This window comes from Bordetella saccharivorans, from assembly GCF_045862855.1.
In the GTDB taxonomy this organism is placed as follows: Bacteria; Pseudomonadota; Gammaproteobacteria; order Burkholderiales; family Burkholderiaceae_B; genus Bordetella_A; species Bordetella_A petrii_F.
On the sequence record NZ_BAAFZO010000001.1, the window covers coordinates 4135525 to 4150206 of the forward strand.

The 14682-nt window shown below is 67.2% G+C and carries 12 protein-coding genes; 7 read left to right on the forward strand and 5 right to left on the reverse strand.

Translation table 11 applies throughout. From position 1 onward, the window contains the following. Positions 1 to 195 precede the first annotated feature (195 nt). Genes ACKTT0_RS19905 through ACKTT0_RS19915 form a run of 3 tightly spaced genes read right to left on the reverse strand, consistent with a single transcriptional unit; the run spans position 196 to position 2965 of the window. Positions 196 to 1161, reverse strand: a complete 966-nt coding sequence (locus ACKTT0_RS19905) for a Bug family tripartite tricarboxylate transporter substrate binding protein (RefSeq protein ID WP_407851499.1) — start codon at positions 1159 to 1161, stop codon at positions 196 to 198. 59 nt (positions 1162 to 1220) lie between these two features. Further along, a complete protein-coding gene (locus tag ACKTT0_RS19910; RefSeq protein WP_407851500.1) occupies positions 1221 to 1610 on the reverse strand; it encodes an AtuA-related protein in 390 nt (129 codons plus the stop codon). Then, a complete protein-coding gene (locus ACKTT0_RS19915) occupies positions 1607 to 2965 on the reverse strand; it encodes an acyclic terpene utilization AtuA family protein (RefSeq protein WP_407851501.1) in 1359 nt (452 codons plus the stop codon). The genes ACKTT0_RS19910 and ACKTT0_RS19915 overlap by 4 nt, the downstream gene beginning before the upstream one ends. A 108-nt stretch (positions 2966 to 3073) precedes the next feature. Between ACKTT0_RS19915 and ACKTT0_RS19920 the strand changes: the two genes are divergently transcribed. The 7 genes from ACKTT0_RS19920 (at position 3074) to ACKTT0_RS19950 (ending at position 10644) form a co-directional block, all read left to right on the forward strand. Continuing rightward, positions 3074 to 3970, forward strand: a complete 897-nt coding sequence (locus tag ACKTT0_RS19920) for a LysR family transcriptional regulator (RefSeq protein ID WP_407851502.1) — start codon at positions 3074 to 3076, stop codon at positions 3968 to 3970. Positions 3971 to 4133: 163 nt separating this feature from the next. After that, entirely contained in the window at positions 4134 to 4520 is a 387-nt protein-coding gene (locus ACKTT0_RS19925) for a Rid family detoxifying hydrolase (protein ID WP_407851503.1), read from the forward strand. Positions 4521 to 4555: 35 nt separating this feature from the next. Then, positions 4556 to 6643, forward strand: coding sequence for an ATP-dependent DNA helicase RecG (recG, locus tag ACKTT0_RS19930; protein WP_407851504.1), 2088 nt, complete (start codon positions 4556 to 4558; stop codon positions 6641 to 6643). Positions 6644 to 6695: 52 nt separating this feature from the next. Continuing rightward, entirely contained in the window at positions 6696 to 7640 is a 945-nt protein-coding gene (locus tag ACKTT0_RS19935; RefSeq protein WP_407851505.1) for a LysR substrate-binding domain-containing protein, read from the forward strand. 102 nt (positions 7641 to 7742) lie between these two features. After that, positions 7743 to 8249, forward strand: coding sequence for a Dps family protein (locus ACKTT0_RS19940; RefSeq protein WP_094806688.1), 507 nt, complete (start codon positions 7743 to 7745; stop codon positions 8247 to 8249). Between the two features lie 102 nt (positions 8250 to 8351). Further along, positions 8352 to 9140 (forward strand): SDR family NAD(P)-dependent oxidoreductase, encoded by a 789-nt coding sequence (locus ACKTT0_RS19945; RefSeq protein WP_407851506.1) that lies wholly within the window; start codon positions 8352 to 8354, stop codon positions 9138 to 9140. After that, the gene (locus ACKTT0_RS19950) at positions 9133 to 10644 is read left to right on the forward strand and encodes an LTA synthase family protein (protein WP_407851507.1); all 1512 of its coding nucleotides are present in this window, start codon (positions 9133 to 9135) and stop codon (positions 10642 to 10644) included. Before ACKTT0_RS19945 ends, ACKTT0_RS19950 begins: the two co-directional genes overlap by 8 nt. Before the next feature lie 38 nt (positions 10645 to 10682). On the opposite strand, the gene ACKTT0_RS19955 is transcribed toward ACKTT0_RS19950, so the two are convergent. Together ACKTT0_RS19955 and ACKTT0_RS19960 are read right to left on the reverse strand one after the other, a co-directional pair. Continuing rightward, positions 10683 to 12509, reverse strand: coding sequence for a sugar phosphate nucleotidyltransferase (locus tag ACKTT0_RS19955; RefSeq protein ID WP_407851508.1), 1827 nt, complete (start codon positions 12507 to 12509; stop codon positions 10683 to 10685). Positions 12510 to 12625: 116 nt separating this feature from the next. After that, positions 12626 to 14239, reverse strand: coding sequence for a Hint domain-containing protein (locus ACKTT0_RS19960; protein WP_407851509.1), 1614 nt, complete (start codon positions 14237 to 14239; stop codon positions 12626 to 12628). Positions 14240 to 14682 lie beyond the last annotated feature (443 nt).

Consider the following 14682-nt stretch of genomic DNA (forward strand, 5'->3'; position numbering starts at 1 on the left):
TTCGCCGGTATGCGGCAATGAACGAAAAGGCGCCCCTCATCGGGGGCGCGTTGTGTAATGAGGCCCGCCGCCATTGGCGCGGCGGGCCGCATGGCGATGGGCGCCGAGTTACAGACTATGCCACGGCCTGCCGGCGACGCTTGACTCAGCTCAACGGCGGCACGTCACGCTCAATGCGGGCGTCCCGGCATGAAGTCATTCAGGCTGGATGCCCGCCTTCTTAATGATATCGCCCCATTTCTGCGATTCGCTACGCTGGAAGTCGGCCAGCTCCTGTGGCGAGGAAGTCGCGGGCGCCGTGCCGGTGGACTGGTAGAACTGCTTCGCGGCAGCCCCCTCGGTGGCCTTGACGAGCAGCGCGTGCAGGCGCGCCACCACCTTGTCGGGCGTGCCGGCCGGCACGTAGGCGCCGAACCAATAGCCCATCTCGTAGCCCGGCACGCCGCCTTCGTCGATGGTCGGCACCTCCGGCGCCAGGGGCGAGCGCTCCTTGCCGGTAAAGCCCAGGGCGCGCAGCTTGCCCGCCTTGACCTGCGGCAGGCCGGTAGCCGTGTCGGTGATCATCATGTCGATCTGGCCGCCCAGCAGGTCGGTGACCGCCAGCGGGTTGCTCTTGTAGGGCACGTGCAGCAGCTTCACGTCCGCCATCTGCTGCAGCAACTCGCCGGCGATGCGGCTGCTGGAACTGCCGCTGCCGAAGCTGAGCTTGCCGGGGGACTGCTTGGCAAGTGCCAGGAAGTCCTGCACGCTCTTGGCCGAAGACGACGGGTTGATCACCATAATCTGTCCGCCCTTGCCCAGCAGCGTGACCGGCGCGAAATCGCGCACGGGGTCGTAGGGCAGGGATTTGTACAGATGTTCGTTGGCCGCCTGCGTGGTGTTGGTGGTGATCAGCACCGTATAACCGTCCGGCTCGGCACGGGCGGCGCTCTGCGCGCCGATCATGGCGCTGGCGCCGGGCTTGTTCTCGATCACCACCGATTGGCCGGTCTGCTCCGTGACTCCCTGGCCGATGGCCCGGCCCAGCTGGTCGGTGGCGCTGCCTGCTGCGAAGGGTACGATGAAGGTGATCGGTTTGGCGGGAAATTCCTGGGCAGCCGCGGCCAGGGGCAGGGCGGCGCACAGGCTGGCAAGCAGGCGTAGCGGGCTGGGAAAGCGCATCGGGGTCTCCGTGTGTTGTCTGGCTTGTATTGGGATGTTGGTATCGGGCAAGCCCGTCCTCAGGATGGGCCGGCGATCTCGTCCGGCACGTCGGGCAGGCGCTCGGCCAGGGCGGACGGGACGTCCACCCGCAGGTCGAGCAAATGGAACGACAGGCTTTTCCCGTGGGTATCCAGGTTCAGCGCGTCGTTCACGCCGCCATCCAGCACGCCCTCCAGCACGAAATTCATGGCATGCAGGCTGGGGATCAAATAGCGCGTGACGCGGCTGGGCCGGCGATAGCCGAACCATTCCGCCACGCGCGCCTCGGTCACCTGGGCGGCCAGCACTTCGTAGCATGCGGGGTCCCAGGCAATCAGGCTGAGGTTGGAGATGTCGCCCTTGTCGCCGGAACGGCTGTGCGCCAGGCGGTACAAGGGAACGCTCACGCGAATCGGTCCGGCGCTCATGGCGTCTGGTCCTCCATCATGGTCCAGCCACTGTCCACCGCGTCGCGCGGGATGGTGCACGACACCATGTTCAGGCGCGGGCGCAGCGACGTGCGCACACCGCCGCCGCCGGCCGGCCCGCAGGTATAAAGGGCCGTGACCTCGCGCAGCAGCCGCTCGGCGATGCGACGGTCGTCGTGTTCGGCTGCCATGCGCAGACGCACGTCGCGCCCATGGCCTGCTTGCCGGCCGGCCAGCATGGCGCCGCCATCGTCGCCCAGGATGCTCAGCACGCCGATCAGGTCGACGCGCGGCGCCAGCGCCGGCGCGAGGCGGCGGCGCACCATGTCGGCGGCCAGGCGTGCGCGCGCCTCGGCCTGCACGCCCGCATACGAGATTTCCGCTTCGGCCAGCCAGCCGCCGCGGTAGCAGACGTTCACCTTGAGCTCATCCGGGCGCGCGTGGCCGGTGATGCCGCGTACCGCCACGCGATCCCGGCCCAGCACCTGCACCGAGGCGGCGCTCAGGTCGGCGATCACGTCGGGGGTCAGGTAGCGCGCCGGGTCGTGCACCTCATAGAGCAACTGTTCTTTCACCGTGCGCGCGTCCACCGCGCCGCCCGTGCCGTCGGCCTTGCCGATCACGAATTCGCCATCCGCGTCGATCTCGGCGATGGGATAGCCCGCGTCGTGCACGTCGGGCACCTCCTTCAGGCCGGGCACGCAGAAGTAGCCGCCCGTCACTTGAGTGCCGCATTCCAGCATGTGGCCAGCCATGGTCGCGCGCCCGAGCCGCTCCCAGTCGTCCATGTCCCAGCCGTAGTGCGCCAGCACCGGCCCGACGGTCAGCGAAGGGTCCGATACCCGGCCGGCCACCACCACCTGGGCGCCAGCGCGCAGCGCGCCGGCGATCTCGCCGGCGCCCAGGTAGACGTTGGCGCTGACGACGTCCATGTCGTCCAGGCGCGGCCCCAGCCGCTCGCGCAGCAGGGTCCGCTGCGCCGGGCTGGCCAGGGCGTCGCCGTGGACCACCGCGATGCGCGGCACCGGCAGGCTCTGGGCGCGCGCCAGTTCGCCGATGCGGCGCGCCGCGGCGGGCGGATTGGCCGCGCCGAAATTGCCGACGATGCGGATGCCGCGGCGCAGGCAATCGCCCAGGACGGGTCCGACGAGATCGTCCAGCAGCGGCTCGTAACCGGCGCCGGGGTCGGCGTTGCGCGCCAGCTGCGCCAGCGCCAGGGTGCGCTCGGCCAGGGTCTCGAAGATCAAGGTGCCGCCGCCGCGCGCGACCAGCGTATCGACCACGGCCCGGGCGCCGTCGGTGCGGTCGCCCGAAAAGCCGCTGGCGCAGCCGACGAGCAAGGGAGAAATCGTCATGGAAATCCGTAAAGCAGGGCGCCGGAGTGCGCCGCGATCCCGGCCACTATAGGCAGGCTTGCTTGATAATTGAAATAGAAATATAAGATCGATTCATCCAAAATCTCTATGAATATATCGGCCCGCCAACTGCGCGCTTTCGTGGCACTCGCCGACGAAAAGCACTTCACCCGCGCCGCCCAACGCTGCCACCTGACGCAGCCGGCCTTCAGCGCGCTGATCCGCGCGCTGGAAGACACCGCCGGCGTGCGGCTGTTCGACCGCAGCACGCGGCATGTCGAACTCACGGCCGAGGGCCGCGTGCTCGACGCTTCCGCGCGCCGGCTGCTGGGCGACCTGGAATTAGCCATGGAAGACCTGCGCGACCATGCCGCCAGGCGGCGCGGCCGGGTCACCGTGGCGGCGCTCCCGTCGCTGGCCGCCGGCTGGCTGCCCGGCCTGCTGGCGCGCTATCACCAGGATCATCCCGGCATCACCCTGCAGCTGCGCGACGCCTTGCTCGATCCGTGCCTGGACATGGTGCAGAGCGGCGCGGCCGATTTCGCGGTGGCGGCGCGGCGCGCCGATATGGCCGACCTGGACAGTGAATTCCTGCACGCCGACCGTTTCTTCCTGGTGTGCCGCAAAGACCACCCGCTGGCCGGCCGGGCGCAAGTGCGCCTGCGCGACCTGGCGCGCTGGCCCCTCATCCAGCTGGCGCGCGGCAGCAGCGTGCGCCGCCACCTCGACGAGGCCCTGGGAGCGGGCGGCGCGGCGCCGCTGCTGGAGGTCGAGCACCTGGCCACCGTCACCGGGCTGGTATGCGCGGGGCTGGGCATCAGCGTGGTCCCGGCGATGACGCTCTTTCATTTCCAGCGCGAGGAACTGATCATCAAGCCGTTGGCCGGCCGGCCCCTGACCCGGCCGCTGTACCTGGTCCGGCGCCAGGGGCGCACCCTGTCGAGCGCCGCGCAGGCGCTGTACGACCTGTTGCTGGAGCATCGGGAGCGGATAGGCTCCGCCTAGGGCATGCTCCCTCTGCAGTCATGCGTTTACCTGCTCGTGCGGCGTTCCTTTTAGAGGGACCAGGCGCCGGGGCCGGGAACTCCTCGCTTTCGCGGATGCCTATTGCTGTTTAAACTTCAATAGTCCAGTCTATTACGACTGATCTCCCCCAAGGATACGGCCCATGAGCAAGCAAATCATCCATACCGACGCCGCCCCGGCCGCCGTCGGCCCTTACTCGCAAGCGGTAGCTGTCGCCGGCGGCAAGACGGTCTACCTGTCCGGACAGATCGGCCTCGAGCCCGGCACCGGCGACCTGGTCTCGGAGAACTTCGACGCCCAGGTGCGCCAGGCTTTCGCCAACATGAAGGCGGTCGTCGAAGAGGCGGGCGGCACCCTCGACAACATCGTCAAGCTGACGCTGTTCCTGACCGACCTGAACAAGTTCACGGCGGCCAACGCCATCATGGCCGAGATCATCCCGCAGCCGTTCCCGGCCCGCTCCACCGTGGGCGTGGCCAGCCTGCCCAAGGGCGCCCAGTTCGAGGTCGAGGCGATCCTGGTCCTGTAGGCGAGCGGGTATCGGATATACGGGCCTGTCGCGCCATGCCGGCCACCGCCGCGGCACGCAAGGGGCAGGGCGTCGCGCCAGACGCCAGCCGCCCGCTGACGGATGTGCAGCGCAAGCTGCACAGCCTGGGGCTGGCAACGCCCGGCGACTGCATCCTGCACCTGCCGCTGCGCTACGAAGACGAAACCCGTGTCGTGCCGATCGCTTCGCTGCGGCCCGGCTTGCCGGCCCAGGTCGAAGGCGAGATCCTGCGCAGCGAAGTCCTGTACCGGCCGCGCCGCCAATTGACCGCGGTCATGGCCGACGGCACCGGCGAGCTGCAGTTGCGCTGGCTGAATTTCTATCCCAGCCAGCAAAAGCAGCTGGCTGTCGGACGGCGCCTGCGCGCGCGCGGCGAAGTGCGCGGCGGGCTGTTCGGGCGCGAAATGGTCCATCCGCGCATGAGCAGCGCCGATGCGCCGCTGCCCGAGGCGCTGACCCCGGTCTACCCCAGTACCGATGGCCTGTCGCAGCCATCCTTGCGCAAGGCCATCGCCCAGGCCCTGCAGCAGGCCGACCTGAGCGACACGCTGCCGCCGCAGGCATTGCAACGCTATGGGCTGATGCCGTTCGAGCCCGCCATCCGCCTGCTGCACGCGCCGCCGCCCGGCGTGTCGGAACAGGACCTGGTCGAGCGCGGGCATCCTGCCTGGCGCCGCATCAAGTTCGACGAGCTGCTGGCCCAGCAGCTGTCGCTGGCGGCGGCCCGGGCAGCCCGCCGCACCATTCGGGCCGAGCCGTTGCCCCGGCAGGGCGGCCCCGGCGGGTTGGTGGCGCGCCTGTATCAGGCGCTGCCGTTCAAGCTGACAGGCGCGCAGCAGCGCGTCGTCGAGGAGATCGCCGCCGACCTGGCCAAGCCGTATCCCATGCACCGCTTGCTGCAGGGCGATGTCGGCAGCGGCAAGACCGTGGTCGCCGCCATTGCCGCGGCGCAGGCGATCGCCTGCGGCGCCCAGGTAGCGCTGATGGCGCCCACCGAGATCCTGGCCGAGCAGCATTTCCACAAACTGGTGGCCTGGCTGCAGCCGTTGGGTGTCAATGTCGCCTGGCTGAGCGGCAGCCAGACGGCCAAGGCGCGCCGCCAGGCGGCAGCCAGCGCCGCCGACGGCAGCGTCCAGCTGGTGGTCGGGACACAGGCGCTGATCCAGGACCACGTCGAATTCCACCGGCTGGGCCTGTCCATCGTCGACGAGCAGCATCGCTTCGGCGTCGGCCAGCGCCTGGCGCTGACCCGCAAGGGCGAGATCCCCCACGGCCAGACCGTGCCGCACCAGCTCAACATGAGCGCCACGCCCATCCCGCGCACGCTCGCCATGACCTTCTTCGCCGACCTGGACGTGTCCGTCATCGACGAGCTGCCGCCCGGCCGCACGCCGGTGGTCACCAAGCTGGTGTCGGACAGCCGCCGCGACGAGGTCATCGCCCATATCGCCAGCGCCGTGCGCGACGGCAGGCAGGCCTATTGGGTATGCCCGCTGGTCGAAGAAAGCGAGGCGCTGCAATTGCAGACCGCGGTGGACACCTACGAGGCCATGCTGGCCGACCTGCCCGACCTGCGCCTGGGCCTGGTCCACGGCCGCCTGCCCCAGGCCGACAAGGCCGCCGTGATGCAGGCCTTCCGCGACGGCGAGATCGACCTGCTGGTCGCGACCACGGTCATCGAGGTGGGCGTGGACGTGCCCAATGCCTCGCTGATGGTCATCGAGCACGCCGAGCGTTTCGGGCTGGCCCAGTTGCACCAGCTGCGGGGCCGGGTAGGGCGGGGCAGCGCCGAGTCGGTCTGCGTACTGCTGTACCAGGCCCCGCTGTCGCAAGTGGCGCGGCAGCGGCTGCGCGCCATGTTCGAGACCTCCGACGGCTTCGAGATCGCCCGCCGCGACCTGGAGCAGCGCGGCCCGGGCGAGTTCCTGGGCACGCGCCAATCCGGGCTGGCGCTGCTGCGGTTTGCCGACCTGGAAGCCGATGTCGGCATTGCCGAGCAGGCCCGCGATGCCGCCGCCTGGCTGCGCGCCGAACATCCCGGCGCCATCGAGGCCCACCTGGCGCGCTGGATGCGCGGCCGCGAGGATTTCCTGCGCACATGAGCCCGCCCATGACTTTCAACCTTCACCGGCCGTTCCCGAGGTACGTATCGCCATGACACTGACCGAACTCAAATACATCGTCGCGGTCGCGCGCGAACGGCATTTCGGCCGCGCCGCCGAGGCATGCTTCGTCAGCCAGCCGACCCTGTCGGTGGCCATCCGCAAGCTCGAGGACGAGCTCGGCGTCACGCTGTTCGAGCGTGGCGGCGCCGAAGTCGGCGTCACCGCCATCGGCCAGCGCATCGTCACCCAGGCGCAGAAGGTGCTGGAAGAAAGCGCCAGCATCAAGGAAATCGCCCGCCAGGGCCACGATCCCCTGGCCGGCCCGCTGCGCGTGGGCGTCATCCATACCATCGGCCCGTACCTGCTGCCGCGCCTGGTGCCCATGCAGATCGCGCGCACGCCGCAGATGCCGCTGCTGCTGCAAGAAAACTTCACCCTGCGGCTGGTGGAACTGCTGCGCCAGGGCGAGATCGACTGTGCCATCATGGCCCTGCCGCTGCCCGAGGCAGGGCTGGTCACCCAGCCGCTTTACGACGAGCCGTTCGTGGTCGCCGTGCCGCGCGACCACGAATGGGCCGAGCGCGAATCCGTCAGCTCCGAAGACCTCAAGCAGCAGACCATGCTGTTGCTGGGCACCGGCCATTGCTTTCGCGACCAGGTGCTGGAAGTCTGCCCCGAGCTGTCGCGCTTCTCGGCCGCCAGCGACGGCATCCAGCGCACCTTCGAAGGGTCCTCGCTGGAAACCATACGCCATATGGTGGCCGCCGGCATTGGCGTCACCGTATTGCCGGTCACTGCCATCCCGGAAGCGCCCCAGCCCAAGGCGCTGCTGCGCTACCTGCCGTTCGAAGGCACCCCGCCCGAGCGGCGGGTGGTGCTGGCCTGGCGGCGCAGCTTCCCGCGCCTGGCGGCCATCGACGCGCTGGCCCAGGCCGTGTACGAATGCGGCTTGCCCGGGGTGAAGATGCTCGACAAGGAAGCCGCGACGACCTAGCGCCGGTTTGCGCCAATTCGCCCCGCCCGGCGGACGCGCCGCTATTTGTTTCTTGACGGTGGTATTCTTGTTCCGTTCTCGTCCTCAATGAAGGAGCTCTACATGGCCAAGTCGTCCAAAGCCAGCAGCGGCAGCGCCGCCGTTCGCATCAACATCGGCATCTCTGACAAGGATCGCACCGCGATCGCGGCCGAACTCTCCAAGGTGCTGGCGGACTCGTACACGCTCTACCTGATGACGCACAATTTCCACTGGAACGTCACGGGCCCGCTGTTCAACACGCTGCACCAGATGTTCATGACGCAGTATTCCGAAGAATGGGCGGCGCTCGACGACATCGCCGAACGCATCCGCGCCCTGGGCGTGCATGCGCCGGGCACCTACCGCGAATTCGCCAAGCTGTCGTCCATTTCCGAGCCCGGCGACGTGCCCGACGCCATGGAAATGGTGCGCCTGCTGGTCAAGGGCAACGAAGCGGTCTCCAAGACCGCCCGGGCCGCGTTCGACAAGGCCGACGCCGCCAACGACCAGCCCACCGCCGACCTGCTGACCCAGCGCATGGACATCCACGAGAAGAACGCCTGGATGCTGCGCAGCCTGCTCGAATAAGGGCGGCTGGTTCCATCGCCTGACGACCGGCTTCCCTCCGCGGGAAGCCGGCGTCGTTTCTGGCGGACGTCCTTGTCCGTCCATCCGCCTGTCAGACTGCGCATGACGTCTTCCCCTTCCTCCGGCGTACCCGCCTGCGTGCTGATCACCGGCGCCACCGGCGGCATCGGCGGCGCGCTGGCGCTGGAATACGCGCGCGCCGGCGCCGCCACCTTGATCCTGCAAGGCCGCAACCGCGCGCGCCTGGAAGCGCTGGGCCAGGCCTGCGGCGCGCAGGGCGCGCGCGTCATCCTGCACGAACTGGACGTGCGCGACCACGACGCCCTGCGGCAATGGCTGGCGGACCTCGGCGCCACCGAAGCGCCCGACCTGGTCATCGCCAACGCCGGCGTCAATATCAACACCGGGCCGCAGCACCAAGGCGAGGCCTGGGACGACATGCACCGGCTGTTCGACGTCAACCTCAAGGCCGTCATGGCGACCGTGCACGCCAGCCTGCCGGCGATGCGCGCGCGCGGCAGCGGCCAGATCGCGCTGGTCAGCTCCCTGGCCGGCTGGCGCGGCCTGCCCGAAACGCCCAGCTACAGCGCCAGCAAGGCCGCCGTCAAGGTCTACGGCGAAGCCATGCGCGACCTGCTGGCGGGCGAGGGCGTCAAGATCAACGTCATCATGCCCGGCTACGTCGAATCGCAGATGTGCTTCGACATGCCCGGTCCGAAGCCCTTTCTGTGGAAGGCCGACCGGGCGGCGCGCGTCATCCGCGCCGGCCTGGCCGCCGACAAGGCCCGCATCAGCTTTCCCTTCCCCTTGAACCTGGGCTGCTTCCTGCTGTCGGTCATCCATCCGGCGCTGTCGGGCTGGATATTGCAGCGGTTGGGCTACCGTGGCTGAGGCCTGGCTGTGGCCGCTGTTGGCCGCCTACCTTGGCGGGCTGGCCGTGTCGTGGGGAATCGAGCTGCTGCTGCAGCCGCGGCCGGCGGCACCCTGGCGGCGGCCGGCCGGTTCCCTGGCCGTGCACCTGGGCACCTGGTCGCTGGCCTTCGGGCTGACGCTGCTGCTGTACCGCCGCCCGGTCTTCGCCGCCATCAATGTCCTGGCGCTCGAACTGGTGATCGTGCTGGTCAGCAACGCCAAGTTCAAGGCGCTGCGAGAGCCCTTCGTCTACGCCGACTTCGAATACTTCACCGACGCAATCCGGCATCCCCGCCTGTACCTGCCGTTCTTGAACTTCTGGGCGGCAGTGTTGCCGCCCATCGGGTTTGCATTGGCTTGCGCGGCGGCCTTCCGCTACGAATCGAGTTTGCCCGCGCTGATGGGGATGCAAGCGTACGCCGTCCTGCTGGGGTTCCTGATACTCGGCGGGTCAGCGCTGTGCCTGCTGGCGCGGCCTGCGCGCATCAGCCTCGATGCCAGCATCGACTTGCGCAGCCACGGGTTATTGGCCTGCCTGTGGGCCTATGGCCGCGCCGAACGGCAGGTGCCGTCCATCGTTCCGGCCGCCTGGCCGCGCTTCGACGCGGACAGTGCCAAGCCGGACCTGATTTCCGTCCAGAGCGAGTCCTTCTTTGATGCCCGGCAGGCCTATGCTGCCCTGCGGCCGGACGTGCTGGCCGGCTACGACCGCCTGTGCGCCGAGGCCAGGCTGCATGGCCAGGTGCAAGTGCCGGCCTGGGGCGCCAATACCGTGCGCAGCGAGTTCGAATTCCTGACCGGCCTGGCGGCCGACGGGCTGGGGGTGCACCGCTACCAGCCGTACCGGCGCCTGGTGGCCGGCGGGGTGCCTGCGCTGGCGCGCCACCTGCGCGAGCAGGGCTACCGCACGGTGTGCATCCATCCCTACCATCCCGGGTTCTATCGGCGCGACACCATCCTGCCGCGGCTGGGGTTCGACGAGTTCCTCAGCCTGGCGGCCTTCGGAGACAGCCCGAAGACCGGCCCCTATATCGGCGATGCCGAGGTGGCCCGGCGCGCCCTGGCCGAACTGCGCGCTGGCGATCCGCGGCCGGTGTACCTGCACCTGATCACCATGGAAAACCACGGCCCCCTGCATTGGGAGCAGGCCGGGCCGGCCGACCACGCCGCCGTCACGCGCGCGGCGCTGCCGGCGGGCTGCGACGACCTGGTGGTCTATGCCCGCCACCTGCGCAACGCCGACGCCATGTTCGTCGAACTGGCCGAGGCGCTGCGGCGCCATGGCCGGCCGGCCAGCCTGTGCATATTCGGCGACCACGTGCCGATCATGGCCGACGTCTACCGGATCCTGGGCGAACCCGCGGGGACCACGCCGTACCTGCTGTGGGACAACTGGCATGTCGCGGCGGGGACGCAGCGCGACATACGCCTGCACGAACTGGCGGGGCTCTGGCTGGAGGGCTGCCGCGGGGTGGCGGGCTGACCATGTGGCAGATAGCCGGCATTGGCGCCGCCGGGGGATCAGCCCGGGGGCGGATCGAAGCGGACGATGTCGTCTTCTTCCAGGTAATTGCCGCTTTGCACTTCAATCATGATCAGGTCGCGCTGGCCGGGGTTGCTCAACTGGTGCAGTGCGCCGGCGGGGATGTAGGTCGACTGGTTGCGCTCGATCAAGGTCTCTTGCTGGCCGTTGACCACTTTGGCAATGCCATCCAGCACCACCCAGTGCTCGCTGCGATGGTGATGCATCTGCAGCGATAGCGATGCTCCCGGCTTGATCCGCAGGCGCTTGATCTTGAAATTGGAGCCCGCTTCCAGCACGGTGTAGGTGCCCCAGGGGCGATACACCGTCCGGTGCGGCGGCTGGCCATCATATCCGCGGGCCCGCAACGCGGCCAGGACGGGTCCGATCAATTCAGGACGGCGCGCGTCCATCACCAGCAGCGCGTCAGGCGTGTCCACAATGGCCAAATGGCTGACTCCGGCAGCCGCCACCAGCCGGTCGCCGGCATGGATCGTGCAATCGCGCACTTCGTTCAGGATCACTTCCCCCTGGACCCGGTTGCCGTCGGCATCCGCCGGTTGTTGCCCGGCCAGGGCGGTCCATACTGCGACATCCGACCAGTCGAGGTCCCGGGCCAATTCGGCGCCCGTGATGGGTTTTTGGCGCAGGATGTAGCTACTGCCGGACGTCGTGTCGCCCGGCTCGGGGGGCTGCTGGGTGGCGTCGATCTCCAGCGTGGTTTCGGCTTCGGTGGGCCGATAGATGACACCATGTTGGAAACAACTGCGGTGGCCGCGCTCAAGCAGGGTAGTCACAATATGCTCGACAAGCCCGGGGCGGTCGGTATTCATCACCAACGCTGCGTCGGGCGTGTCCACGATGGTCAGTCCGCTGACGCCGGCCGCCACCACCAGGCGGTCTTCGGCGCGTACGTAGCAGTTGCCGACTTCATGCAACAGTGGGTCGCCGCGAGTGCGGTTACCCGCAGCGTCGGGCGCCTGCCGTTGGGCAAGGGTGTTCCAATTGCCCACGTCGCTCCAGTCAATCTGGCAGGGCACCACGGCGATGTGAGCGGACTTTTCCAGCAGCGCGTAGTCTACGGAAATAGGCGCGATCAGCTCATATTGCTTCGGATCGAGCGTCAGTTGATAGTCGCCTGGTCGCGCGGGCGGCATGTCCGGCGGCAGGCTGCCGCGCACCTGGTCCAGCAGGTGGGGCGCATGCTGCGCCAATTCGCGCTCCAGAGTGGACGCGGTGGCGCACAGCATGCCGGAATTCCACAGGAAATCGCCGCTGTCGAGGTAACGTTGAGCGGTGGCGCGGTCCGGCTTCTCGACGAAGCGATGCACACTTGCGCCGATGGCCTGTATATAGCCGTAAGACACCTCCGGCCGGTCGGGGGGGATGCCGAAGGTGACGATATGGGGCCTGGCGGCCAGCTTGCGGGCTTGTTCCACGGCCGCGACAAAGGCGCCCATGTCGCTGATGACATGATCCGCCGTCAGGAACAACAGCATGGCGTCGCCATGCCGGCGCCGGCTGGCCAAAACCGCCGCCGCCACCGCCGGGCCGGTGTTGCGCCCGAAGGGTTCCAGCAGGTAGCCCAGCGTGATGCCGGGGCGCTGGATGGCGCGATAGGCCTCGACGGTCTGCGCATGGAGGTCGTGGCGGGTTACGGTCAGCACCTCATCGACGCCTGGCAGGGCCTGCGCCCGTTGCAGCGCCTTTTGCAGCAGATTCTCGCCGCTGTCCAGCTCGATGAAAGGCTTTGGAAAGCGGGCGCGCGACAGCGGCCAGAGCCGCTTGCCCGCGCCGCCGGACAGAATGATGGGGATGAGGCTCACGTGGTTCGGCAACGAAAATGCGATCGTTCAATGGTAGCCGAAGACAGGCATAAAAAAAGGCGGCCGGGGCCGCCTTTGGAGAGGGATGAGAATTTATTCTTTCTTGGCGTGCCCGATCAGGCGGCGCGCCGCTGGGCGTCGTCCCAATACGAGTATGTGCGCAGCACATGCAGTTCCAGCACGGCCCTGCCACGGATGCGATGCAGGGACGCCGGAATCACCGCATTGCCATTGGTCCAGCGCATGGCAACGCCATGCACGTCCTGAGGCTTGTGCAGGCCGACCAATTGCTCATCATGCAGGTCGATGTCGCGCCGGCCGGCTTTTTCTTCGATCGTTATGCGGACCAGGCCCACTCCCACTTGGCGCAGGTCGCGGCGGGCATGCGCGGTGGTCTCGCGCACGACAGCCGAGCGCGACAGGATCCGCACATCATGGGATTTCGTCCCGGCAGGCAGCACAAAGCGCATCACGCCTTCCCTCTGGTCGGCCACCTCGGCCCGGACTTCCTTGCCGTTCACTTCGATTCGCAGGTCCGGGTCGGAAATGCGCACCGAACGGGTCAACACTTCGGCGCGCTTGAACAGGCGCTTGCGCACCAGTTCCACCTGGGGGCCCGAGCGCAGCACTTCGATGCCGCCAATGGCCGGACGACCTTCGGCCGGGCCGAAGTCATTCGACAGCGAGACCGTATCCGCGTTCTGGAACATCGAACGGTTGCCCGTGTCCACGTACGATTCCGCCGGAACGCCCTCGGCGAGCAGGATGTCGAAGCGATCCAGCTCGACGTGGAAGTACTCGAATACCGGGCGAGAAAAATCCTGCGTGACCGTCTTGCCGTTCACGAGCATCATCGCCGGGATCAGCTTGCCGTCGAAGTAGATGTGGTGTCCGGGCGACAGCGTCAGGTCCCGATGGGGGACATTATTGGCGATCGAATCCTTCTTGAAAGTGATCGGGAAGGCGCGGATCGCATCCTTGGCGGGAATGCGGGCCTTGCGCAGGGTGCGGTAGCCCAGCCACTTGACGGTGGCGACGCCACCGCTGGCGGTTACCACTTTGTCGCCGGCCTTGAGATCTTCGACCTTGACTTCGCCGTCCGGGGTGGCAATGTGCGTGCCCTTGAGATAGCAGGCATAAATCATGGTGCCGCCCTGGAAGGTGACCAGGGCTGGGTCCAGGCCGTCGGCGTTGAAGCGGCCGACGACAATTCCCAGGTCGTTGCGGAAGATCAGGTCGCCACCGCTGTATTCGCCGCTGGTGGCGCCGACGACCTGCACCTGGTCGCCCGCGGTGATCCCCGAGATGTTCGGGAAGCTCGAGATGTCGAGGTTCAGGCCAGTCTGGTCGTAGATGAAAGTAGACGTGCCGTCGCCGTCGAGATTGATGTTGATGGTGTTCAGCAGGCCAGCGCTCAGGAAGGCCGGAGACATCGTCAAGGAGCCGCCGTCGCCCACATTGTAGTTAAAGGTGGTCAGGGCGCTGACGCCCGCCAGGCCGCTCAGCACGACGTCCGCATTGTCCATCACGTTCACGGTGTGCGTGGCGCCAAGGCCCAGCGAGACCGTCTGGCTCAACTCCAGGGGATCGGTCGATCCTCCCGTGTTCGTGATGTTCAGCGTCGTGTTCCCGACGGCGTTGATATTCGCGGTCAGCGAATCGCCCTCATAAGAACCTTGGTCCACGGTCTGGGTTGTACCGTTGAGCACGTTGAGATTGATTGTGGCCATGAAGCACCTTTACAAAGTAATAAAAATGAACTGGACGCAGGCGCCCTCCGCTATCGGTCTGGATAGCGACAAGCAGTCAGGAGGGAAGGGGCAGGGAGCGCCGCGGTACGAAAAAAACGGCCGTGCGCGATCAATGAGGTGGCGACATCATCTTTCTCCCATATGGAAAGCTTGCTGTCTTGCAGAGGGACTATGTCCCGGTGGTAAGTACCTGCGCGTCAGTTCAGACGGACATCAGCTACTGGAACGAAGCGTATCGACACATGTTGATTGATAGGTTTCAAGTACCTTTTAATTGTTATAAAAAAGCTCGTTACCTTTCTTTTTGTTTGCACCGCAATATTTTGTCTTATAGAGTGAATAAACGAGTGGTTTTGTAGCGTTAAGCAGCTTTTTGCTGTATTTTAAGTTGCGAAAAAAGTCAATTAGAAACAATTAGATAT